General features: G+C 54.7%; 23 protein-coding genes and 1 pseudogene. 6 read left to right on the forward strand and 18 right to left on the reverse strand.

What is annotated here, in order from left to right; translation table 11 throughout:
* Positions 1-44 precede the first annotated feature (44 nt).
* Complete coding sequence (gene tauA / locus AC0L7S_RS17500; protein ID WP_473472171.1) at positions 45-1,037, reverse strand: taurine ABC transporter substrate-binding protein; 993 nt, start codon at positions 1,035-1,037, stop codon at positions 45-47.
* A gap of 474 nt (positions 1,038-1,511) precedes the next feature.
* Here tauA and AC0L7S_RS17505 point away from each other — a divergent pair.
* The 3 genes and pseudogenes from AC0L7S_RS17505 to AC0L7S_RS17515 all read left to right on the forward strand — a co-directional run.
* Positions 1,512-1,622: pseudogene (locus AC0L7S_RS17505) on the forward strand (LysR family transcriptional regulator); the annotation flags it as partial.
* Positions 1,623-1,772: 150 nt separating this feature from the next.
* Entirely contained in the window at positions 1,773-2,450 is a 678-nt protein-coding gene (locus AC0L7S_RS17510) for a substrate-binding domain-containing protein (protein WP_473474349.1), read from the forward strand.
* 332 nt (positions 2,451-2,782) lie between these two features.
* Positions 2,783-3,307: a flavodoxin family protein gene (locus AC0L7S_RS17515; protein ID WP_473474350.1), complete on the forward strand. Its 525-nt coding sequence runs from the start codon at positions 2,783-2,785 to the stop codon at positions 3,305-3,307.
* A gap of 135 nt (positions 3,308-3,442) precedes the next feature.
* Here AC0L7S_RS17515 and AC0L7S_RS17520 read toward each other — a convergent pair whose 3' ends face one another.
* The 9 genes from AC0L7S_RS17520 to AC0L7S_RS17560 all read right to left on the reverse strand — a co-directional run bounded on the left by AC0L7S_RS17520 (position 3,443) and on the right by AC0L7S_RS17560 (position 9,719).
* Positions 3,443-4,087 carry a hypothetical protein gene (locus AC0L7S_RS17520; protein WP_473472172.1) on the reverse strand — a complete coding sequence of 215 codons (645 nt, stop codon included), beginning with the start codon at positions 4,085-4,087 and terminating at the stop codon, positions 3,443-3,445.
* Between the two features lie 103 nt (positions 4,088-4,190).
* Entirely contained in the window at positions 4,191-4,472 is a 282-nt protein-coding gene (locus AC0L7S_RS17525) for a BMC domain-containing protein (RefSeq protein ID WP_473472173.1), read from the reverse strand.
* A 25-nt stretch (positions 4,473-4,497) separates the two neighbouring features.
* Entirely contained in the window at positions 4,498-4,755 is a 258-nt protein-coding gene (locus AC0L7S_RS17530) for a EutN/CcmL family microcompartment protein (RefSeq protein WP_473472174.1), read from the reverse strand.
* The gene (locus AC0L7S_RS17535; protein ID WP_473472175.1) at positions 4,752-5,198 is read right to left on the reverse strand and encodes a hypothetical protein; all 447 of its coding nucleotides are present in this window, start codon (positions 5,196-5,198) and stop codon (positions 4,752-4,754) included. Before AC0L7S_RS17535 ends, AC0L7S_RS17530 begins: the two co-directional genes overlap by 4 nt.
* Complete coding sequence (locus tag AC0L7S_RS17540) at positions 5,195-5,794, reverse strand: hypothetical protein (protein ID WP_473472176.1); 600 nt, start codon at positions 5,792-5,794, stop codon at positions 5,195-5,197. The genes AC0L7S_RS17535 and AC0L7S_RS17540 overlap by 4 nt, the downstream gene beginning before the upstream one ends.
* Positions 5,795-5,812: 18 nt before the next feature.
* A complete protein-coding gene (locus AC0L7S_RS17545) occupies positions 5,813-7,405 on the reverse strand; it encodes an aldehyde dehydrogenase family protein (RefSeq protein WP_473472177.1) in 1,593 nt (530 codons plus the stop codon).
* 12 nt (positions 7,406-7,417) lie between these two features.
* The gene (locus AC0L7S_RS17550; protein WP_473472178.1) at positions 7,418-8,710 is read right to left on the reverse strand and encodes a class-III pyridoxal-phosphate-dependent aminotransferase; all 1,293 of its coding nucleotides are present in this window, start codon (positions 8,708-8,710) and stop codon (positions 7,418-7,420) included.
* Positions 8,711-8,730: 20 nt separating this feature from the next.
* Positions 8,731-9,090 (reverse strand): phosphotransferase enzyme family protein, encoded by a 360-nt coding sequence (locus tag AC0L7S_RS17555; protein WP_473474351.1) that lies wholly within the window; start codon positions 9,088-9,090, stop codon positions 8,731-8,733.
* Positions 9,039-9,719, reverse strand: a complete 681-nt coding sequence (locus AC0L7S_RS17560) for a phosphotransferase enzyme family protein (protein ID WP_473472179.1) — start codon at positions 9,717-9,719, stop codon at positions 9,039-9,041. Before AC0L7S_RS17560 ends, AC0L7S_RS17555 begins: the two co-directional genes overlap by 52 nt.
* Positions 9,720-10,023: 304 nt before the next feature.
* Between AC0L7S_RS17560 and qhpR (AC0L7S_RS17565) the strand changes: the two genes are divergently transcribed.
* Positions 10,024-11,091: an AraC-like transcriptional regulator QhpR gene (gene qhpR, locus AC0L7S_RS17565; protein WP_473472180.1), complete on the forward strand. Its 1,068-nt coding sequence runs from the start codon at positions 10,024-10,026 to the stop codon at positions 11,089-11,091.
* Between the two features lie 33 nt (positions 11,092-11,124).
* On the opposite strand, the gene fabG is transcribed toward qhpR (AC0L7S_RS17565), so the two are convergent.
* From fabG to AC0L7S_RS17600, 7 genes are all read right to left on the reverse strand, one after another.
* A complete protein-coding gene (gene fabG / locus AC0L7S_RS17570) occupies positions 11,125-11,904 on the reverse strand; it encodes a 3-oxoacyl-ACP reductase FabG (protein WP_473474352.1) in 780 nt (259 codons plus the stop codon).
* A 33-nt stretch (positions 11,905-11,937) separates the two neighbouring features.
* A complete protein-coding gene (locus AC0L7S_RS17575) occupies positions 11,938-12,750 on the reverse strand; it encodes an ABC transporter permease (protein ID WP_473472181.1) in 813 nt (270 codons plus the stop codon).
* A gap of 2 nt (positions 12,751-12,752) precedes the next feature.
* Entirely contained in the window at positions 12,753-13,610 is an 858-nt protein-coding gene (locus AC0L7S_RS17580) for an ABC transporter permease (RefSeq protein ID WP_473472182.1), read from the reverse strand.
* 13 nt (positions 13,611-13,623) lie between these two features.
* A complete protein-coding gene (locus AC0L7S_RS17585; RefSeq protein ID WP_473472183.1) occupies positions 13,624-14,688 on the reverse strand; it encodes an ABC transporter ATP-binding protein in 1,065 nt (354 codons plus the stop codon).
* Between the two features lie 99 nt (positions 14,689-14,787).
* Entirely contained in the window at positions 14,788-15,951 is a 1,164-nt protein-coding gene (locus tag AC0L7S_RS17590) for an ABC transporter substrate-binding protein (protein WP_473472185.1), read from the reverse strand.
* Between the two features lie 261 nt (positions 15,952-16,212).
* Positions 16,213-16,653 carry a diol dehydratase small subunit gene (locus tag AC0L7S_RS17595; protein ID WP_473472186.1) on the reverse strand — a complete coding sequence of 147 codons (441 nt, stop codon included), beginning with the start codon at positions 16,651-16,653 and terminating at the stop codon, positions 16,213-16,215.
* Positions 16,650-18,944 carry a propanediol/glycerol family dehydratase large subunit gene (locus tag AC0L7S_RS17600; RefSeq protein WP_473472187.1) on the reverse strand — a complete coding sequence of 765 codons (2,295 nt, stop codon included), beginning with the start codon at positions 18,942-18,944 and terminating at the stop codon, positions 16,650-16,652. Before AC0L7S_RS17600 ends, AC0L7S_RS17595 begins: the two co-directional genes overlap by 4 nt.
* A 291-nt stretch (positions 18,945-19,235) precedes the next feature.
* Between AC0L7S_RS17600 and qhpR (AC0L7S_RS17605) the strand changes: the two genes are divergently transcribed.
* Both qhpR (AC0L7S_RS17605) and AC0L7S_RS17610 read left to right on the forward strand, forming a co-directional pair.
* Positions 19,236-20,237 carry an AraC-like transcriptional regulator QhpR gene (qhpR, locus tag AC0L7S_RS17605; RefSeq protein ID WP_473472188.1) on the forward strand — a complete coding sequence of 334 codons (1,002 nt, stop codon included), beginning with the start codon at positions 19,236-19,238 and terminating at the stop codon, positions 20,235-20,237.
* 325 nt (positions 20,238-20,562) lie between these two features.
* Complete coding sequence (locus tag AC0L7S_RS17610) at positions 20,563-21,243, forward strand: TerC family protein (protein WP_473472189.1); 681 nt, start codon at positions 20,563-20,565, stop codon at positions 21,241-21,243.
* A gap of 69 nt (positions 21,244-21,312) precedes the next feature.
* Here AC0L7S_RS17610 and AC0L7S_RS17615 read toward each other — a convergent pair whose 3' ends face one another.
* Positions 21,313-22,380 (reverse strand): BMP family ABC transporter substrate-binding protein, encoded by a 1,068-nt coding sequence (locus tag AC0L7S_RS17615; protein ID WP_473472190.1) that lies wholly within the window; start codon positions 22,378-22,380, stop codon positions 21,313-21,315.
* Between the last annotated feature and the right edge of the window lie 80 nt (positions 22,381-22,460).

The raw sequence follows: 22,460 nt of genomic DNA on the forward strand, positions 1-22,460 counted from the left end.
GTTGTCCTGCCCGGCATAAAACGCCGGGCAGGAACTTATCGGGTTTACTTAAGCGCTTCTTCGGCGATGGATGTGTTGACGAAACGCGAGTAGTCATCCGCGACCTTGTCAATCCGGCCGGCTGCCTTCAAAAACTCGGCGGTGGCCTTCATCGCTGCTGCACCATTACCCATCCATTTGTCACTCATCTGGTCTTTCAACGGAATGAAGGTATAGCCGGTCAATATTTCAGGGATTTGCTCGGCTGCCGCACCCGTCAGATTGGCAATGGCTTTGACACTTTCATTGTCACCGGTCCAGGCTGACTTATCGTTGAGATAGGCCTGGTTTGCTGCATCCATGGCCTTGGCGAAGGCAACCAGTTCAGCCTTGTGCGTCGTTGCAAATTCGGTGTTTGCTACCCAGGCGTTGAAGGTCGGATATCCCCATTCAGCCGTCTGATTTGCGCCGATGATCCGGGTGCCGGATTTCAGAATTTCGTTTTGAACCGGGGGCCAGATAAAGGCCGCATCTATTGTGCCCTGCTCCCACGCGGCAGCGATCTGATCGGGCTTCATCGACATGATGGTCACATCCGTATCCTGTAACCCTGCATGAGCAATCGCACCCATTAGCGAGAAATGCGCGGTCGAGCCGATGGGAACCGCAACGCGCTTGCCTTTCAGGTCCTCAAGCGAGGTGATCCCCGATCCGTTGTGCGCGATCAGGCTTTCCGACTCGCCGATGGCGTAAGAAAACATGAACATCTGCAGATCGACGCCCTGGCTTGCCGCAATCGCCAAGGGCGACGAGCCAAGTTCTCCAACCTTGACGTCGCCCGAAGCCATCGCAGCGATCACATCGGTACCCGAGTCAAATTTGCGCCATTCGATGGTCCAGCCGGTGGCCTTTTCGAATTCATGCGTGGCGCGGGCGGCGTTCATAGGCGTCGGATCGCCGAATGTGGCGATTACCGTGGTTTCCGCTGAAAACGCAGTCGCGGACAATGACATGACAGCCATTCCCGTAATGATGGCTCTTGTAAGCATTGTGGTCATTTCTCATTTCTCCTTGTTGAGTGTTTCGGCGTTTTCGCTCTTGTTATTGCGGGGTAATCAATCCCCGGAGTGTTCCTTTTTCTCTTTTCTCAAGCGGCAATAGAAAGAATGGTGTGAGCCGATTAGCCGGGGCGCCGAGCCATCTGGTTACCCTGTAGCCGAGGATTTGGTGTGGCCAGCAAAAGCAGCGTGATAGCGGAGTGCGCCTGTGGCATTCGAGCTTCCACCTGGTATCACGTGAACTTGGCGACCCTCGGCGCGCAGCTTGTCCACTACTGCATCCCTCCCCATGCCACCGGCGTGCCTACTGGTTGTTGTCCCATGCACATGGTCCAGAAAAACACGGGGAAATGAGCGAGATGCACGGGGCCTCCTTCGCGTAACTTGCGTATTAGAACTATCTACGCTTCACATTTCAATGGCAAATGCGAAATTTTTGACATAACATGCGCATAATGCAAGTTGGAGATCGAAATGCGATTGGAATGGCTTGAAGACATACTCGCGGTCGCTGAAACGGGTTCGTTCAGTGAAGCCGCAGACCGACGCCATCTCACGCAATCCGCGTTTTCGCGCCGGATACAAAATATTGAGGACCAGGTTGGCGGCGCGCTCTTCGACAGGACTCGCAAGCCGGTCCATCTTCTCAAACATACAGAGGCGCAGCGGGATCAGATCGTCCATCTTGCGAGACTGCTGCGCCAACTGAACGCCGATTTACGCCGCGGCGATCGAATGTCCGAAAACAAGATCGTCATTTCCAGCCAACATTCGCTGACGACAAGCCTGACACCCTCTATCATCAAGGACATAAGCCTTCACCACAGCGACATCTATATCCGTCTCCGTTCGGCCAATCTGGCAGACTGCTTCGCCCTACTCCTGTCGCGGCAGGCGGACATCCTGATCGTCTATCGTCTCCCCGGTCATGAACATCCCGTGCTTGGGACCTATATCGACAGCATTAAGATCGATGTGGAGCGTCTCATACCGGTGTTGGCACCGGAGAAATTGGCGCAACTGCCGGCCAGCCGCGAAGTGGGCGAGATGCCTTACATCGCCTACCCCGCAGATGTCTTTCTTGGTCAGGTTCTGGAGCGCAATATACTGCCGCGGCTCCGCCAGTCCGTCGATGCGTCGCCAAAGGCAGAAACCGCACTGACGCTTGCATCGATCGAGATGGCAAGCATGGGCATCGGAGTCGCATGGGTGCCGGAGTCTCTTGCTCGCGACCGCATCGAGATGGGCAAACTTGCGGACCTGTCTGAAAACCTTCCCAGTTGTAGTATGGAGGTGACGGCAGTCCGACTAGTCGGCAAACCGGGACCCGTCGAGGTTGCAATATGGGAGAGGCTTCTCAAATATCGTTCTCCCAATACCGTGACGGAAGAGCAGCATATTAATCTGCTGTAGACGTACGGTGACGCCTGACTGTGTTTCGGTGTGCAGTGCAGAAGGTTCTATTGGATCGAGATAAACCTTTCCGCAAAATTGATGCAACACTCCTCCAAGAACCTCGTTTTGGCCGAGACGCCATATCATCCCTGAGAAATTCTGTTAGCCTGACCTATGACCAAAACACCATCCTACGCTGACCTGCGCGCACTCTTTATCAACACGACCCTTACGCGATCGCCCAAAAAGTCACATACGGAAGTGTTGATGCGCAAATCCATGGCGATCATGGAAAAACAGGAGTCCACACGCACTATCTGCGCGCCGTTGATCATCCTATTGCCTTCGGTATCCAGCCTGACATGCGCAAGGAGGGCTGGGAGGTCGATGCATGGCCAGAGACGTTTTGGCCAAAGGTTCAGGCAGCCGATATTCTGGTTGTCGGCACGCCCATCTGGCTGGGTGAGGAATCGTCGGTATGCCGCGTCATAATCGAGCGTCTTTATGCGCATAGCGCGCAGCGCAACGATAAGGGCCAGTATATTTTTTACGGAAAGACCGGCGGTTGCATCGTTACCGGTAATGAGGACGGCATCAAACATTGCTCGATGACGGTACTCTATGCTCTCCAGCATGTCGGCTACACAATTCCACCGCAGGCTGACTGCGGCTGGATCGGTGAAGCCGGGCCCGGTGCTTCATATGGCGATGATGGTGCGGGGCTCGACAATGACTTCACCAACCGCAACACCACTTTCATGTCGTGGAACCTCATGCACATGGCGCGACTTCTGAAAGATGCTGGCGGGATTCCCGCGCACGGCAACCAACCCGTGGCGTGGCAATCGGGAGAACGTTTCGACTTTCCCGATTAGAGCATCGGGCGGCGAATGTCTCGGGTGAACGACGGCTTATCGGGCGCGGGTTCTTCAATGATGAAGAGCCGCTTCATGTATTTGTCTGGCGCGGTCCCGGACGGAAAACCGCTGCGTATAATCCCTGGAATTGCTTCAGCTATTTTGCGCCTTGCTTGTGCGACCGATTATGCTCGCGAGAACCTCATCAATCCTGTCCCGCGCGCGTTCGCACTCGGCATTCGTGCCCGCTAAAAATACTCTCCCGCTTGCGCCGATCATTTGCACATCCACCAAGGTAATCCCAGGTGCTGCACGTTCTGCCTCATTGGCAGCGACGGTGGCGAATAGTGCCGGCTCCAACTCGTAAACAAGAAGAGATTTGCCCGGCAGCAGCATGGATGCTTCTCTGGTTCGGTTGAGGATGATCGCATGCTGATCCGACACTTCTTCGATGATGTCGGCATAAAGAGTCCGTGGGTTCAGTTGATCTTCTGCTTTGCAGTCAATTCCATCGAGTATAGCTTTTCCGGCGCGATTGAGGTGTTCGAGGTCGGAGGAATGCAACTCCAGAATGCCATATTGCCGCTCGGTGAACAGAAGACCCGGCTCCATGTCGGGCATGGCTTTGAGGGCAAGATCGCAAATGCGATGGATGGCCAGCGCCGGGGCGACTTCAATGATCAGTGAATGTTCGCCTTCCATCGGTGGATAGCCACGGGCGCGGGTTGGCGTTGACATATAAGCTGCAAATTGACGCCCGAGATCCTTCACAAGCAGATAGACGCGGAGTTCGGTCATGAATGTTTTTCCAGCACAAATCGGATCAGGCCACCTGCTGACAGCCAGTGACCTCAGCACCCTCCCGACAAGACGGGAGGGGTAGACAATATGAAGATGTAGATCACTTGCCGGTGGTAATGGCGAAGTGCTTGCCAAGGTCTGGATGAGGACGTGGGATCACATGGACAGAAACCAGCGTACCTACGCTGGACGCCGCTTCGGCACCTGCCTCGGTTGCCGCCTTGACTGCACCGACATCACCATTGACGATGACTGCGACAAGCCCGTCGCCAACCTGCTCACGACCGACCACTGTGACATTGGCCGCCTTGACCATGGCATCGGCAGCGGCAAGTGCGGCCACAAAACCCTTGGTTTCAATCATTCCCATTGCGTTCGACATCGTTTTCTCCTTGTTCCAGATGGTGTTATTTCGATTTCTGTTTCTGCATCTCATCGACTGCCCCGATGATGAGGGCATCGATTGGAATTTTTCCGCCGCCCAACCATGAAGCGGCCGTCGACCCGGTTACGATGAGCACCTCCTCGCCATCACCGCATCCCAGCACATCGAAAGCGACCATTCGGCCACCGGTCTCACTTTCAACCTCAAGAAAAGCGCCTGACGGGATGTGCTCGATACGCTTTGTGGCCCAATATCGACCCACGACACGACCTCGAATCATTGTCCGATCCTCTCAACGGTAATTTTGCGCGATCTGGCTTTGTCGCGCGCCAATGGTGTGATGTTGACCCCGGCTCCAAGCTGCAATTGCCTGACCGTCGCTGGCAATCTGGCAATGATTGCCTCGGTCACAATCCCCACATCTATGCGGTGAAGTGCGGAACCAGAAACACTGGCTGCGCCCGAACCAGAGGGTTCACGCACCGCCTGACCAGCAATTTTTCGTGCCAAGTGAAATGGATGGTGACAATCAAGTATGGCGGCGCGGGTGTTCGGGTTTTCCGCCAGCTTCAGGACATCGCGGGCAAAGGCTGCAAGATCGGCATCGCTTGTTATTTCGACCGCCATCGGCATCGCCTTGGTGGCCTTCAAATGTTTGACCTCCTCGGCGATAACCTCGCGGATGAGTTGTCGGATGACATTCTTGTCAGGCATCCCGGTCATCTCTCTAATGCCTCCAGCGCCGCTTCCGCCCCCATACGCACATCCGATTCCGCTCCTGAGAGATATATCCGTCCGGTTGCTCCGAACATGCGGTAGTCGATCACCTTGATCGCAGCCGATTTCTCGGCTTCGTTGGTGGCCAAAATTGCGTAGGACGCCGGCTGCATCTCCAGAACGAAGAGGGATTCCCCAGCAAGCACCATGGAGCCAGACTTGTTTCGATTGATCAAAAACGCATGGCCATTGTCGATCCGCGTGATGATTTTCGAAGCCAGTATCTTGGGTTGGATCGCCTGCTCCGTCTTGGCGGAGAGGACGTCGAGCACGGCTTCGGCTGCCGATTTGACCGCTGAGGTGGAACGTGAATGAAATTCCAGATAGCCGAACTGGCGCTCCACTACCAACATCCCGCCGCTAACCTCGGCGTGTTTTAACGCAACGTCGGTCAGCGCCTCAATATCGAGCCCGGGGGCCACCTCTATGACTTGCGCCGCCATATTGGTACGCGGCAGGCGGCCGCGCATGCCGCTTGCCATATAGCAAAGTGTCTGCGGTTGCAGTTGATCAATAAAGATAAAGGAGCGGAGTTCAGCCATGATATCAGACGATCTTTCTCATGACCGCATCGCGTCGCGCAGTTCTTCAAGAACCATCTTGCGTATTTCTTCGCGCAATGCCGCGACATCGCCAGTGGCCTCTTTATTGTCTGCTGCTTGCACTGCATCCGGCGCGGGTTCAGCGCCCTCTTGAAGTTTTCCAAGCGAGATCGGCGCTTCACGGCCAAGCGCCAGGGCTTGACCACTTGTCAATTCGTCAAGTTGCGTAAAGTCGCCAAAGGCTTCCTGCGGGTCGTCATTATAGGCAATTCGCGTCCAGTTGATCAGATGTTGCGGGCCGACATTTTCTCCCACCGATGATGAACCGAAATAGCCGGTGCCGATGGTAAATGACGGGGCAAGATGCGTTCCGTATCCGGCAGCGCCTTGGCTGCACGGTGCGTTGACGACAACGCGTAGCGCCTTCACCGCAGCACCATAGGCAAAGATCGTGGCAGTGTTATTGCTGTGGATTGCCGCAGAATGGCCAGCTCCCGATTGGCGAACGAGCGCCCTCGCCTGCGCAATTCCCGCCTGAACATGAGGAACGCGCAGAAAGCCCAGAACAGGACATAGTTTTTCCCTGGACAATGGTTCATCAATGCCAAGACGATCGATTTCGGCCAAAATGATCCTGATGCTCGTAGGCAACCGCAAGCCGATCATCGCACCAATTTCGACGGCTGACTTTCCCAATGTTTCGATGTTGAAGCTTCCGCGACCAAACAACAGTTCACGCAGTGCTGCGACTTCTTCCGGCTTGGCCAGATGGGCACCCGCCGACTTCATGGATTGAAGCAACTTGTCCGCGATGGTTTCGACAGCGAGCACAACGCTTTCATTGGTGCACAAGATCGAATTATCAAAACTTTTCGAGGTCACGATGCGTTTGGCCGCTTCCGCGAAATCAGCACTTTCGTCGACCAAGGCCGGGGCGTTTCCAGGGCCGACACCAATGGCAGGATTTCCGGAACTGTAAGCGGCACGCACCATCGGCGTACCTCCGGTTGCCAAAATGACACCTATACGCGACGACTTCATCACATGTTCAATCAGTGCAAGATTGGGCTTGTCGATAACCTGAATGATGCCCGCCGGTGCGCCCGCAACCTCAGCAGCTTCGGCCATCAACCGTGCAGCGCGCACCGAACAATCCTTGGCCATCGGGTGCGGTGACACGACGATGGCATTACGGGTCACAAGCGCCATCATCACTTTAAAAAAGACTGTGCAAACCGGGTTTGTCGATGGCGTCAGTGCAAAGACGATGCCAGCGGGGCGCGGCAATTCGACCATTTTCTGTTCGGGACATATGCGGGGCGAGCAGAAATCCTGACTGGCGTAGAGTTCGTAGAGACCAAGAGATGTGAGTTCGTTCTTGGTCTTCTTGTGTTCAACGACACCAAAGCCGGTTTCCTTGACGGCGGCCTCGGCCAATTCGCCCGCATGCGCGTAAGCCGCCTCGGCTGCGCATCGTGCAATCTTGTCAACACTGGCGCGATCAAAGCGGGCAAACGCTGCGGCAGCCCAGTCCGCAGTCTGGAGTACAAGATCGGCAGTACCAGTCGCGCGCTTGTCGCCTGCCAGGATTTCTTCGACGATGGCGGTCATATTCGCATTCCCCTACGCCGCCTGAACCCTGGAAGGCTGTCGTCCCAGACATTGTGCGTAAGCCAGGCCAACGCTGCGCTCGAGGCGTTCAAGCACCTCCTGACAAAGATCGGCAGTCATGAAAACACCCGGCTTGAATTGCAGGACACGCGGGTCAAGCGTCGAAAAAATCGCCCACACGCCGTTTTCGTAAAGATGTTTCATGACGGGCTTCGCACCTCCCGGAAAATCGAACTCAAGCCCCATGACAACACCGCATTGGCGGATGCCCACAAAGAAATCCGGGTAGAGCGCCATGATCTCCTGCAGCCCATTGCGAAACGTTTCGGCAATATAGTTGACCATTGGCCGCACCGTTGGGCGTTGCAAAATTTCAAGCGTTTTCATGGCAACCAAACAGCCAAGCTCTGCACCACCCATGGTCGACATATGGGCAAAGCCATCTTGCGTCAGCCATCCGGCAAAAGGTTCGCGCACAATCACGCAGGCGATTGGATAAATGCCGCCTGAAATACCCTTGCCGGTGACAACGATGTCGGGGACAATGTCGTAGCGTTGGTAGCCCCACATCTCGCCACAACGCATCAGGCCAGTCTGCACTTCATCGGCAATATAGAGCGCACCGTAACGCTCGCATAGCGCCTTGACCGCCTTGAGATAGCCCGGCACCGGCATCGGAAACCCATAGGTGGCGGGGATTGTCTCCATGATCAATGCAGCAACGTCATTGCCTTTCAGCGCATCTTCCATCGCGGTCAGGTCATTGAACGGTACATGCACGAAATCGTCCGGCTGTTCGGAAAGAAAAATCTTCTTGAAACGATCCGCACCGGCGGCGGCGGCCAGACCGGTGTGACCGTGATAGGCGTTGATGATGGAAACGATCTTGCGGCGCTGCGTTGCATGACGCGCAGTTTTCAACGCAATATCGATGGCTTCTGCGCCTCCCGAAGCATACATGGTGTAATGGAGGTCTCCGCCGCAGATTTGCGCCAATTGCTCAGCCAGCGCGGTACGCGCCTGTGACGGGAAATGATGATTTCCCATGTCAAACCGTTGCGTGCCCCGGTTGAGTATCTCGATCAGTTCAGGATGCCGATGACCGATATTGTAAGTGCCTCCGTTCAGGTGGAGGTCAATCAGACGCCTGCCGTCGATATCCCACAACAGATAGCCTTCGCGACGGTCGATCACGAGATCGATGCCCATATCCTGCCAAGCCTGTGTTTTTCCGGGATTCCAGAAAGTCTTCGACTTGGCGATGATTTCGCGTTTTTCCGGGCTCTGCGGGTTCTGGTCGGCCATCATTGGCTCCGGGTTGATGTCTACTGGTATTGGCTGAGATAACGTTCGGCGAGTTCACAGGTCCCGGTGCTGTATCCGGGGCCTTCGGTGCGGGCGAGTTCCGTTTCGCTATGCGATCCCATCCAGGCAAAAAGCGTCATTCGCCGCATAAGAATGAAGGTCCACAACTCGTCCTCATCCTCCTTGGTCAAAGGCCTTTGGCGGCGATAGCCGTCCTTCCAGGCCTCCATCAATTCGGGCACGTCCGCGCGATCTTCGAAAAAGCTGACGGCGGTGGCCGCGTCATAGAGAAACCAACCAAAGCCGCAATCGTCGAAATCTATGACCCTCACATCGTTTTCATGGACAAGCAGATTTGCCAGCCGGAAATCGGCGTGGATAAGCCCATAGCGATCACCCCCTGCCCGAACCGCGTCAGGCGCTGTTCCATCAGGTCGACAGCGCGCTGTAGCAATTTCGCGCGTTCGGAAGAGCAATCAGGACCATCCCGCCACTGTCCCCAATTTGCCTTGACGCCAAATGAGTGCTCGAAATCCCAGCACAGCCGCTCGAAGTAGGGAGGGCGTTCCCAAGTCTGACTATGGTTATGGCAACGCGCAGTCACCTCACCCAGTTGCCGAAACGGTTCGATCAGATTGTCTTGCGGTGGTTCGGACCCATCGATGAACTCGAAAAGCACACAGTTGCGGACCAATGCTGACGTCGGATGCTCGACCGTTTGAATATCGCTCCCATCATCGGCAGAGATCGCCTGGGGTGTCTTCACTCCCGCTTGCGCCTGCAATGCCCGCATCCATGCAAGTTCGCTGCGGATACCATCGGTTGTGTGATAGGCATCTCGATGAATTCGCAAGATCAATGGTTGATCGCTGGCCTTCGGCATGACCCGATAGGTCCAGTTCTCCGAATGATTGACCAGCGAGAGGTTGGCGCCTTCCAGACCCCATCGCGGCAGCGCGGCGGCCGCAAGTTCATCAATCGCCGATAGCGACAGTTCTGTCGCGAGCATGCCGCTCATCCTCTGACCCATTCACTTCAACAACCTGAATATTTTTCCAGACCAAATGGACTGGACTGCTCAAAATGCGAGCAGAGCCGCATAATGCGAGCAGCAGGCTAGGCGTCATCTCATCCAGTTGCTTGACTGGTAAGGTTGCAATCTTGACAACTGTTCACGCGCTGTCTGGCAATCGGGGCGCGTGGTGGCTGCCACCTTGCCTTTCTGCACTGTTGCGATGAACATCCCTTGATGGCGATGCTTCGGACGTGCAATCATGAACGATATGCGCTCCTCAGACGGAAGGAGGTTGGCAATGACATCGGCTCTTCTGGAGCAAAACGCCTTAGCCCCTCGCGATGGTGGGCCAGTGGTTCTGGCCTCGGCTGCGACCGGCCTCGTCGATTTCATCGAGTTGCAAGGCGGAGATGTCGATTCAATATTCGGCAATTCTGGTATCGCGCCAGATATGGCCGGAGCGCCTACACTTAAAGTCAAGCTATCTTCTTATTGTCGTGTGTTCGAAGAAGCCGCCCGGCAAATACGCTGTGGCCAATTCGGGGCTGGAAATTTCGGCTTGTGGTTTGGCCAACAGTTTCAACCGCGCGATCTCGGATTATGGGGCTACACTGCCTTGTCCGCACCGACACTGGGAATGGCGCTCGACAATCTGGTGCGGTTTTTTCACCACCATCAGGAATCGTCCTGGATGCGCTTGGTGAAAGACACCGACGGTTTGATGCGCCTTGAATACCAGATCTATTCCGCCGAGATCATTGAGCGGAGGCAGGACGCCGAACTTTCGCTCGGCATGTTTGCCAATCTCATCCGCCATTGCGCTGGCCCCAAATGGGCACCCGTGGAAGTGCGTTTCGAGCATCCCCGCCCGGAGTTATGGACCGAGCATGAGGCTGCATTCGATGCACCTGTCTATTTCAGCCAGCCTACCAATGCGTTGCTGTTTCGCCCCGAATTGCTGGAACGGGCCATGCCGGAAAGCGATGTTCAGTTGATGAGCATGATGCAAACCTGTCTTGAGCAGGTCGGGGCTCGCACAAGTGGTCGCGAAGGTCTGGCTGACCGGGTGAAAACGGCGATGCGCACCAAACTGCCATGTGGTTATCCCAGTCTGGAGCAAATCGCTTCCGAACTTCGGGTAACGCCAAGCTGCATCCAGCGCGAGTTGGCTGGATATGGCATGACATACAAGGACGCGTTGGAGCAAACGCGGCAAGAAATGGCCTATATGTATCTCGACCAGCGTCAATTGCCGTTGACCGAGATCGCGCTTTTGCTTGGTTATTCCGAATTGTCAGCCTTCACTCGGGCTTTCACCCGGTGGACCGGCGTTAGCCCGCGCGCCTACCGAATGGCTGGAACTTGAGCCGAAACATCAACTCGTGTTGCAGCGCGCATGTCACATTTGCGAAAGCGCATCCGGCGATTCCGGCAGGATTTGGCCGCCATCGACAATAATGGTCTGCCCGGTAATATATCTGGCTTCACGGCTTGCCAGAAAAAGGGCCGCGTGACCGATATCCTCAACCTCGCCAAGTTTGCCCAGCGGCACAGAGGCTTTCATCCCGTCCATATATTCGGCTCCGAGACCGTCGAGCCCTTCCGTTATAACATTGCCGGGCATAACGGCATTCACTGTGATGCCGAATTTAGCCAACTCCATGCAAGCCGTGCGCATGAAACCGAGCTGACCCGCTTTTGAGGCTCCATAATGGCTCCATCCGGGGAAACCAGTCACCGGCCCGGTGATGGAGGACGTAATGACAATGCGCCCCTCACCTGATTTTTTCAGATATGGAATGCACGCCTTGACGGATAAGAACGTCCCCTTGAGGTTGGTGGAAAGGACTTCATCCCACATTTCAGTGCTCAGATCTTCGATTTTCACTTGTGGGAACATGCCTGCATTCGCGCACAGCACGTCAAGACCACCATGGCGTTCAACCGCCACTTTGGCCATGTCGATCATATCTTCCAGGCGGGTCACATCGGCTGCGAATGCACTGGCGACCAGGCCAAGATCGGTGAGTTCGCGCGCTGCATTTTCTGCCGATGCGAGGTCTCTGCCAACGATCAGAACCTTGGCTCCGTGCTTGGCGAACACGCGGGCAATACCCTTGCCGATGCCCTTGCTTGCACCTGTGACAACGACTGACTTGCCTTTGAGTGACTCTGCCAACATATCCAATCCTCCAGTTCACACGGTCTTTGATCAGGCTTCGCTGTCGTCACCACTACGATTGCCTCGCAACACAACGATAATGATGTATCCAATCAGCATGAGAAGTGCGGCACCAAAGGTCGAAACCGTCCCCAACACCGGAACACCGGGCGTGTATCCCGCAATCATTTTGGCGTAGAGATATTCGGGTAAAGTGGTGTCGGCTCCCGTGGTGTAAAGTGAGAGCGGAAAATTGCCCCACGACAGCAGGAATGCAAAAAGCGCTCCTGAAAAAATTCCGGGAAACAGCACCGGCAAAGTCACTTCGCGGAAAACCTGCCAACGCGTGGCCCCGAGATCATACGCCGCTTCTTCCAGGGCCGGGTCGAACGAATAAACCTGAATCGAAATCACAAGAGTGCAAACCGGGATGATCCAAACAAGATGTGCAAAAACCGCAGTTTGCCATGACATCGTAAAGCCAAGCGCGTTGAACCATAAAAGCAGGGCCAACCCGAGCACGGTTTGAGGAAAGAAAATCGGCAACAAGACCATCTTTTGGTAGATTGAGCGGCCTTTCCATTCGTAACGCGCAAAGGCCAGTGCACCAAACAGGGCTATGACTACCGCGATCACGGTCACGCAAATCGCAATTGCAAGCGACGTCTTGAAAAGCTCATGCACTTCCAGTGAAGCAAAGGTTTTTCGCCACCAGGCAAATCCCCATCTGTTGATCGGAAAGATGAAGTAGCGGCTGGCCGTACTGGAGGCGAGCAACAGGCTGATGGCCGGCAAATACATGAATAAAATGACCGCGCAGGTCCACGACCAGATCAATGCACGGCGCATGCGATCACCGTTCATGGTCACCTCCTCCCCAGAATTGCATCGAGGTCAAAACGGCGAAGTACGATCAGGACAAGCGTACCGACGATCAGCATCAGCAGGACGGAAAGTGCTGCACCCAATGGCCAGTTCTGAGCATAGGTGAAGGCGATTTCGATATCCTGAGTGATGGGAATAACACGCTGACCGCCCAGCACCTTGGCCTCGACGAGCGCGCCAACTGCGAGAACGAAGGTGAGAAGGAACCCAATGACGATGCCAGGCATCGACAATGGCAAGTCAACCTCCTTGAAAACCTGCCATCTGGTGGCGCCAAGGTCGAATGCGGCGTCACGCGTTTCCCGCGGCACCATCGAAACACCAAGCGTCATTGGAAACAGCATATAAGGCAGATAGACGTAGACCATGCCGAGAAGGGTCAAGCCAATGGTAAAAACCACACTATCGGCGTCGTAACCGAAGACCGACTTCAGTGTTCCCAAAAGCACGCCATTCTTGATGAAGAATAAAATCCAGCCATAGATGCGAACGTTTTCAGACACAAACAAGGGAAGCGTGAATATGAGGGTTATCAGCATCGAATAGCGGCCAAACACCCTGCTCAAACCGAAGGCGACAGGATAGCAAATGAACGCCAGGATGACCGCTGTCGCCGCTGCCAGACCAAGCGACCACAGCAGCGAGATGTAACTGGTCGAGTTCAGTATTTCCTGATAATTCTCAAAGCTCCACGATTGCCAGAGGCTAAAAGTTCGGCTCGGCACGAAACTGAAGGCGATCACCGCCAGCAAGGGAACGGCAAACCCGCCAAACAAGAACAGCACCACCGGAATTGCGTGGCGTGCGCCGGGAGCAAATATTCTGGCCCGCAAACTCATCGCCCCGGCCCGCTCAATCTGTCACCAGGATGCTGTCACTTGCATCCCAGCCAATCAGCACCTTGTCGTCACGATGGCCATCAAACGATTGTTGGCGCAATTTCTCCAGGATGAAAACGTGTTCACCGACACGCACCTGATACTGAACCCGCGAGCCAAGTACGTACTCGTTATAAAGCCGACCTTCGATGCAGTTATCCGCTTCCTCGGGATTGCGAACGAAGCGCAGAAATTCCGGCCGCACCACCAGATATCCGGCCTCGAACCCGGCTGGTACGGGCGGGCTGATAAAATCCTTGCCTAGTTTGACGGCGTGGACGCCGTTCGGTCCCGTTGCCGTCACAGGCAAGATGTTCACATCGCCTACGAACTCGGAAACGAATTTGGTACGTGGTGTGGAATAGATATCCTGTGGCGATCCCACCTGTACGAGATTGCCATTTCTCATGACACCAATGCGATCACTCATCACCATCGCCTCTTCGAGGCTGTGAGTGATGTAAATGAACGTTTTGCCTGTTTCGCGGTGGATGTCCTTGAGTTCTTTTTCCAGCGTCTTGCGAAGTTTGTAATCAATCGCCGAAAGCGGTTCATCAAAAAACAGAATGTCAGGCTCATGCGCGAGCACCCTGGCAAGGGCAACACGCTGACGCTCACCACCGGAACATTTGGTTACATTCTTGGCATAGTAGGACTCCGGCAGGCGCAACTGGGCCATGAGTTCAAGTGCACGCGCCTTGCGAACAGCCTGATCAACGCCCTTCATCTTCAGGGAGAACTCGATGTTCTGACCGACCGTTCGATGGGGAAACAAGGCCAGCGATTGAAACACCATACATGTCGGCCGTTTATTGGCCGGCATATTATTTATACGCTTGCCGCGCAGCAGAATATCGCCTTGAGTAGCGAATTCCATTCCCGTCAACATTCGCAGCAGCGTGGTTTTTCCACTGCCAGAGGGGCCGACAATGGTGAAAAACTCACCCTCGACGATATCGAGTTCGATTTTGTTCACCGCAGTAAAGGTACCGAAAACCTTGGTGAGGTTATGCAACTGCAAGATTGGCTGATCAGCCATGGACAACGCATCCGAATCTGAATTCATCAAACAACAAAGGTCGCCCGGCAAGAAATTGCGGCCGAGCGACCCGCTAGAAATATCAGGCCATATTTGCGCTTAACCGCCAGACGCATCGCGCTTGGCTGCTGTCATAATATCCAGCAATTTATCGTAATCCGGTACGATGTCGTACTCGACAGAACGGGCCATTTCTTCTTCGAGGCTGTCCCATTGAATAACGTCAAGTTCCTCCTTGCTGAAAAGATCAAAGCACGCAGAATTCCCCATCTGGGTAACCGGATTGAACGTCCCCTCTGCGAACGCCACTGTATGTGACATGTCCGGTGCCTGGACATATTCCAGGAAGTCCTCGGCAAGGGTCGACAAGTCAGGGTTATTGACCACCGATGTGATTTCGATCCACGCAATGCCACCCTTACCACCCTCGAAGGGACCGCGTGACGGGGTGATGGCACGGATGTTGAGTGCACCATCGGCACGCGCTGGCGAACAGGAATAAGTTCCGCCAGTCAGGTAGAAGTCTATCTCGCCGGAGACCAACGCCTGATTCATCGTTGCCAGATCGCCAACCATGCGCGCGCCTTTGAAAACGCGGTTGGCAGTCTCGGTGTATTTTGTAACTTCTTCATCTGTATGTTCGCGGAACGGATCGAACCCGGCGATGCAGCAAAGATCAAAGACGTTCCAGTCGTCCGATGCCTGGACACCATATTTCTTGTCGTTGCTGGCATCGTTCCACAAATCCCAGCCTTGATCCTCTGCCGTCTTGCGGCTGATCTTTTCCGTATTCACGACAAAACTATAAGGACCAAAACGCTGCGCCATGCCAAGCAGTTGTTCGCCCGATTGGTCCATCGCCCATTTGTACGGAGGCTTGAACGCCGGCAACATCTTGTCGAAATATGGTTCGAAGCGGGCCCTGTCGAGCGGTTTGATCAAGCCTTCGGGGAACATGATCTTGCGTGCCCAGGGGTTGTTGACATTGATCAGATCCCAGACATTTGTTTCACCGGCACGCAGGCGGTTGATCATGGTTGGATCATTCGTCAAGGATTCAGCGCGAACGGTAGCACCTGTCGAGGTACGGAACGGGTCCAGAACCTGCGCTGAATTGTACCCTTCCCAGCAAAGTATATTGAGCTCGTTGGTTCGAGCTGCTGCGGCCGGTTGCAGACCAGCCAAACCGCCAGCAGCAATACCGGCTGCCATCAACGTCGAATTTTGTAGAAAATCACGTCGCGTTTGCATGAAATTGCTCATTTGCCCACTCCCTTGGCACGCTCTTGGAATCATCACCGATTCCAGCGATCACTTCATTGCTGACTGCATCGCACACGGCTCAAGGCCGCGAAATTCGACCGGGTCATGCGTCTGTTTTCGGGTCGCCTGCTAGTTCCCGGTAGCGCAGGTTCATATTACCGATGCTGCCGACATTAGGCACAGCGCGCCAACCGGTCTTGACATTAAGGCTGCTATTTTTGACACGCCCGGCGCAATTTTCCCAATTCAAGGGCACTCGTGTCAAAACCGATAGGAAAACAATCCCCGTCGTTCATAGACATCAGCGGCCTCTTCGAGAAAGTCCGCCATATGTTGCGCGCCGTAGGATGTCCGCAAATTCGACGCAGCCGCAAGCAGTACGGCCTTATCTCCTGCTCGCCCGGGCCGCAGCATTTCATAAATCTCGAATATCAATTCCTGCGGCACATTGACCAATTCGGCTGCGCGTTCAAAATTGCGTGCCAGCGTTGCACGACCGGCGTCTTCTGAAATCTGTGCCTGTTCGAGAAGTGCATTTGGCGTGATACGCAAATCGGCCAAAGTCACGTCACCGGCTTCAACTGCGGATAGCGTAATATCGTTGAGCGGCTTTCCCTGGGCAGTCAGTACCGTTTCAGGGCATTTTTCAGCGAGCGGATAATCGGCGATCCCTCGACGGCGCGGATGTTTTGCCTCATTCACGCTGTTCCCTCCAGGTCGGAAATCTCGATATCTTCCGGCGGAACCCCTGCCTCGGTCATCGCCGTCTCGATGGCGTAAAGAAATGCGACTTGGGCATGATAGCGTGCACCCAACGCCACGCCGCCTGTGGGAACCACGATCGGTTCGGGCATCCCGCCACTCGCGTAAACGGCCGCATTTTCACCAAGCGCGCGATAATGCGCCAAAGTTGTGATGGGTGCATTGGAAAACAGTTCCAGATTATGATGGGGCTGACGATCGACCTGATGGATTACCGCAGTACCCTTGGCCTGGATGCCGATGCCAAATCCCGAGCCTGCCAATCGCGCGGCCGACAGTCCCAAAAACGAGGTATCAGCAGTATGGCGCATGCGCACAATGCGCACCACGAACCCCTTTTCCCGAATACCCGACGAGAGTGCACGCAACACCGCCGAAAGTGGATGGCCTGCGAGCGTTTGGTAGAGCTTGGTTCCAAAGGCGGGGCTGATCCCGATTACGATTTCGTTCGCTGGTCCCTTTTGCGTGGCTATGGCCAGTGTCTTGTATGCAATCCGCCCAGCTTCGCCCTTGGCGAACGCGGCTTCCGTGCGCAACACCTCTTCTCGGGTCAACACATCGCGGATGGCCCCCAATTCCTTGCGCCGTGCTTCGGTGACACGATAGCCGGTGTTAGGGCCGGTGTAGTCATTAGGATCATTGACCGCGCCGATCACATGGCCATTGCGCACCACGGCGGCGGTTTGCAGATAATCACCTGACACGCGCAACCGAACAACGTTGAGAAGGTTCTGTGCTTCTTCACGAAATCCTTTGGCGGCAAGCGCCTTGATTACGTCCAGCACATTTATCTTGCGATTCTTTATCCGGTCGCTGATCATCGCCACATCGCGAGGTGTGTAGCTTTCAGTGTCATTGGACCCCGACGCGACAGCGACGCTTTCTTTCATTGCATCGCTTGGTTCATCGAGATCAAGTTCGGTGAGCACCGCAGCCAGCGCATCAATCGCTCGGCGGCGAAGCTCCAGCGCCCTCGCCTCCTCAACGGAGGTTAAACCACCATCGGCTTCGAAATCACGCTGCAGGACCAGAAAATCCTCCAACTCCTCGCCATTGAATGAAGATGGATTGAAAGAATTGTCGTATTTCAAAATTGATCCCATTCCTGAGCAGACAAGATCCGATCCCGCAATCAGAAATGGCAATATCTTGGCGCCAACGCGGATTTCCGACTCGGAATGGCGCGCGTCATTGCCCGTGGCGCACTCAAGATCAAGCCAGACTGCGATAAGGTTTTCCGCCATCAACTCGCGCACGCCGCCAGGCATCGAAGAGGCAAGCGGAGCGCCATCTATACCGCCATTCTGCGTTCCCTGCGCGCCCATCGCTCTTTGCATGCACAAGCACCGGGCCTCAAGATAGAGCAATGATTTCGATTCATGAAAACCCATCAACAGTTCGGACGCAGCGCCCGACGTGCACCGCATCTTGATCCCTCGCGAGGCATAGGCGGCGGCGAGAAAACCTTTCGACCAAGGCGTGTCGTCCCCATCGATAAATGCTTGCTCTGTGCCATAGACCGACACTGTTTCGGCATATGAAGTGAAACCGGCAAGTCCGATCTGTAACTCCTCCGCCTCCTCGCTCGAACATTGAAAAAGCGTGCCCCAACGCCCGACTGCGGCCCCGACCGCACAGGCCAATGCATTTGACCAGGCATTGCGGGCAACCCGCATCGTTGTTTCGATTTCGTCAAAACCCAAAGCCACCGCAATCGCGGCGTCCGCTGCCAATTGAAGCGGATCATCCTTTGCGTTGGTGACGTGACCTTGATTTCCCGGGGTCTTGCGCGTGCGCATTTTTGAAAATGCAAAGGCCAATTCAATGGAGGATAACTGTGCCACAACCTCAGCGAGTTTGGCCGGCGTCAAGCCATGCGACAGGCGTGCCAGTTCGTGGCGCGGTACGGACACATCAACCAACATCCGCGCAATCTCTGCCGAATCCATCGCCATGGTAGTTGCTGCCAAATCGACATCCAGATGGTGCTGGGCGATGAAATGATCGATCATGTCAAAATCGGAGGCCGCGGTGCCATCCATGCTAACGACATGACCATTCTCAACAAGCAATTCCGGCTCTGGATCACGGGTGCCCTTGAATGCGGAAAACCCATTGTCTGGGTCTTCAGCCGCAAATTTGTCCAGCCGCAAAGGTCGATCATCCCAATCGGCAAAGCGCTGCCATCTATTGGCGCCCCGATTTGTCCTTGGTCGCGTTTGATCGGTCAACAATATCTCCCCACACAGTCATGAATTGCGGGCATTGCCTTTCCCGGCGGTTCCTCAAAAAATGGAGACGCACGGGAAAGGCCATGCTGCAAGAATAGCCCATCCGTGCTTCTATCGGCTTGACCGGAAACGCTCGCCTTTTGACAGACATTTCGGTGTTGTCTTGCGACTTCACTGACCGCATGGCATGATTTGTGAAGATTTGGCGTCGTTACCTTTACAAGGATTGTCATGGCCCTATCCGGGCGACTTGGAGCAACAACAGACGTATATGCGGATTCTGCCGCACCAATGGTTTTGGGAGCTGCGGCTGCCGGGCTTACCGATTTCATCGGCGCTCAGGGTGGTGACATCGATGCCATTTTTGGCAATTGCCAGGTGTCGCCCGATATGACCGCCGCACCCACCTTGCAACTGCCGCTGGTTACATTTTGCAATTTGTTCGAGGAGGCTGCCCGGCGTACAGGACACGACAATTTCGGTCTCAGCTTCGGACAACAGTTTCAGCCGCGCGACCTTGGCATGTGGGGCTATGCGGCACTCTCTTCCCCCACACTCGGCTCAGCTTTGGAAAGTCTTGTCGATCTTTTCCGATACCAGCAGAGTTCGTCAATCATGCGCTTCTTGCCCGACGACGCGAAACGGATGCGTTTGGAATACCAGATACAGGCTCCTTCGATCCTTGACCGACGTCAGGACGCAGAACTATCGCTTGGCCAGTTTACCAATCTTGTTCGCGAATGTTGCGGTCGCAACTGGTCACCGTTCGAAATCCAGTTCGAGCACCCTCGACCCGCAAATTGGCATCAACACGAGAAGGATTTTGGCGCACCGGTATTCTTTGACTGTTCATGCAACGCCATAATCTTCGATCGGGAGATTCTGGATAGGCCTATGCCCGCAGCCGACTACAAGCTCCATACGATGATGCGAACATGCATGGAATTGCTGGGGTCGCCGGACATAGCGGCCTCGCCTTCCGATCTCATACGCAATGCCATTCGTCGACGCCTTGCCGACGGATCTCCGACACTTGAAGAAATTGCCAACGCGTTACAAATTGCACCTGCAACGATAACGCGGGTTCTGGCCGACGAGGGTCTTGGGTTTCGCGAAGCTGTCGATGCGATACGCTATGATCTGGCGCGGCTTCATTTGCGCCAGCGCTACATGCCGTTGAGCGAGATCGCGCTTCTTCTCGGTTATTCCGAACTCTCCGCATTTACCCGTGCCTTCACACGTTGGTCCGGCATTTCACCGCGCGGTTACCGGAAGAGCCTGACGCAGCATTGAATCGGGTTAGCGTCTTCAATATATGCTTCACGCATGTCTGCTTCCTTTCCAATAGTCGGCCTGCTTCAGTTCTCCAGTTACAGATTTTGACATTATTCAGCAGATGATCACTGCTTGTCATTAGTGCATGTCGCCCAAAAGTGTGTAGCGGTTTTGGGACAACGACATGCACGAAAACAAAGGCTTAAAGCACCCTGCATGAATCCCTTTAGACGCGATGTGCTTTATTGCCCGCTATATTGTCCTGCTTGACGACATCGCGTTGCCCGCGATAGGCCATGACGATATTCAATAACCCGACATTCGGGAGAACGGCTTTTAAAAAATGGAAATATTTACAGCGGCAGGCTTTTCCGCACTCATGCAGGTAATCGCTATCGATCTCGTGCTGGCCGGCGACAATGCGATCGTTATCGGATTGGCCGCGGCGGGGCTTCCTGCCGATCAACGCAAGCGCGCTATTCTTATCGGCGTTATCGCAGCCACGGTACTGCGTATCTGCTTTGCTGCGGTGACAGTGCAACTTCTGGCCATTCTTGGCCTCCTGTTGGTTGGCGGCATCCTGCTCTTGTGGGTGTGCTGGAAAATGTGGCGGGAGTTGCGCACATCTCATGCAGATGAGCACGAGGCGACCGAATCTCTCGGAGCCTCCGATTTCGACAGTGACAAAACCACGAGAGGGACGAAACCGCGCAAGACACTTGGCCAAGCAGCACTGCAAATCGTGATAGCCGACGTCTCGATGTCGCTCGATAACGTCCTGGCCGTGGCAGGTGCCGCGCGCGACCATTTCTCCGTGCTCGTTATTGGGCTTGTTTTGTCGATCGCCCTTATGGGCCTGGCAGCGAGTTACATCGCCAGACTGCTCCACAATCATCGCTGGATTGCTTATGTCGGTCTGCTGATAATCCTCTATGTCGCGCTCGACATGATATATCGCGGAACTTTAGAGGTGTGGCCGCATTTGGCCGGCGCTGTCACTTTGAGTTCAAGCGTCTTTGGATAAAGCCCAAAGCGTCTGACGCATAAAAAAGGGCGCCGATTGAGCGCCCTTTTATTTTTATGTAGCGCAAACTTACTGCGGCAGCGTGTCGTCTACACCTTTGACATAGAAATTCATGCCAAGAAGTGTGCCGTCGTCGGCGACTTCACCATCCTTCAACCAAGGCGATCCATCTTGCTTGGCAACGGGCCCGGTGAAGGGGTTCCAACCATCCGCGATCTTCTTCTCGGTAGCTTGCGCCATTGCTTTCACGTCATCTGGCAGGTTCGTATATGGTGCCATATGAACAGCGCCGTCCTTGATACCGGCCCATGTATCATCGGGCTTCCAGGTGCCGTCGAGCATAGCATTGATGCGGCTGATATAGTACGGACCCCAATCATCCACGATGGCCGTATATTGCGATTTCGGCGCGAACTTGATCATGTCCGAGGCTTGCCCGAACCCGTGAAGGCCACGCTCTTGCGCGACCTGCAACGGCGCGGTGGAATCAGTATGCTGAACGATGATATCGGCACCCTGGTCGAACAATGCTTTTGCCGCATCAGCTTCCTTGCCTGGATCAAACCAGGAATTGACCCAAACAACCTTGATCTTGAAGTCCGGGTTGATCGACTGCGCCCCAAGCATGAAGGAATTGATTCCCATCACCACTTCAGGGATCGGAAATGAAACGATATATCCAGCCACGCCGACTTTCGATTGCTTGGCAGCTATCTGTCCAAGTATGTAACGCCCTTCGTAGAAGCGCGCATTGTAAATACCCAGATTGTCAGCCTTCTTGTAGCCTGTCGCATGTTCGAACTTTATGTCGGGAAATTTCGCCGCGACCTTCAATTCAGCATCCATGAAGCCAAATGACGTTCCAAAAATGATCTTGCAGCCTTGACGTGCGAGACGTTCAAAAGCGCGCTCAGCATCCGGGCCCTCGGCAACATTTTCAAGATAGGCAGTTTCGACCTTGTCTCCGAACTCCTTCTCGACAGCCAGACGGCCCTGGTCATGTTGATATGAATAGCCGAAATCGCCGATAGGACCGACATAGACCCAGCACGCTTTCAGCTTTTCCTGCGCCTGCGCCGAGGCGGCGAATGATAGCGCCGCGACGGTCGTTGCAAGGGCAATAAGCAATCTCTTCATTGTGTCGTTCCTCTCTGTGTTTAGCCAACAGGCCTATGCTTATGTCGTTCTTGTGTCCCGATTCTGAAATTCATTTCATT

The sequence above is a fragment of the Mesorhizobium sp. G2-6-1 genome, assembly GCF_055809095.1.

Bases quoted from the DNA above. Each gene is read 5' to 3' on its own strand.
- AC0L7S_RS17615 (WP_473472190.1), bottom strand. From the start codon at position 22,380: ATGAAGAGATTGCTTATTGCCCTTGCAACGACCGTCGCGGCGCTATCA.
- AC0L7S_RS17550 (WP_473472178.1), bottom strand. From the start codon at position 8,710: ATGGCCGACCAGAACCCGCAGAGCCCGGAAAAACGCGAAATCATCGCC.
- qhpR (WP_473472180.1), top strand. From the start codon at position 10,024: ATGACATCGGCTCTTCTGGAGCAAAACGCCTTAGCCCCTCGCGATGGT.
- AC0L7S_RS17510 (WP_473474349.1), top strand. From the start codon at position 1,773: ATGTCCGAAAACAAGATCGTCATTTCCAGCCAACATTCGCTGACGACA.
- AC0L7S_RS17560 (WP_473472179.1), bottom strand. From the start codon at position 9,719: ATGCTCGCGACAGAACTGTCGCTATCGGCGATTGATGAACTTGCGGCC.
- qhpR (WP_473472188.1), top strand. From the start codon at position 19,236: ATGGTTTTGGGAGCTGCGGCTGCCGGGCTTACCGATTTCATCGGCGCT.
- AC0L7S_RS17575 (WP_473472181.1), bottom strand. From the start codon at position 12,750: ATGAACGGTGATCGCATGCGCCGTGCATTGATCTGGTCGTGGACCTGC.
- AC0L7S_RS17580 (WP_473472182.1), bottom strand. From the start codon at position 13,610: ATGAGTTTGCGGGCCAGAATATTTGCTCCCGGCGCACGCCACGCAATT.
- AC0L7S_RS17545 (WP_473472177.1), bottom strand. From the start codon at position 7,405: ATGACCGCCATCGTCGAAGAAATCCTGGCAGGCGACAAGCGCGCGACT.
- AC0L7S_RS17525 (WP_473472173.1), bottom strand. From the start codon at position 4,472: ATGTCGAACGCAATGGGAATGATTGAAACCAAGGGTTTTGTGGCCGCA.
- AC0L7S_RS17530 (WP_473472174.1), bottom strand. From the start codon at position 4,755: ATGATTCGAGGTCGTGTCGTGGGTCGATATTGGGCCACAAAGCGTATC.
- tauA (WP_473472171.1), bottom strand. From the start codon at position 1,037: ATGACCACAATGCTTACAAGAGCCATCATTACGGGAATGGCTGTCATG.
- AC0L7S_RS17590 (WP_473472185.1), bottom strand. From the start codon at position 15,951: ATGAGCAATTTCATGCAAACGCGACGTGATTTTCTACAAAATTCGACG.
- AC0L7S_RS17535 (WP_473472175.1), bottom strand. From the start codon at position 5,198: ATGACCGGGATGCCTGACAAGAATGTCATCCGACAACTCATCCGCGAG.
- AC0L7S_RS17520 (WP_473472172.1), bottom strand. From the start codon at position 4,087: ATGACCGAACTCCGCGTCTATCTGCTTGTGAAGGATCTCGGGCGTCAA.
- AC0L7S_RS17540 (WP_473472176.1), bottom strand. From the start codon at position 5,794: ATGGCTGAACTCCGCTCCTTTATCTTTATTGATCAACTGCAACCGCAG.
- AC0L7S_RS17610 (WP_473472189.1), top strand. From the start codon at position 20,563: ATGGAAATATTTACAGCGGCAGGCTTTTCCGCACTCATGCAGGTAATC.
- AC0L7S_RS17585 (WP_473472183.1), bottom strand. From the start codon at position 14,688: ATGGCTGATCAGCCAATCTTGCAGTTGCATAACCTCACCAAGGTTTTC.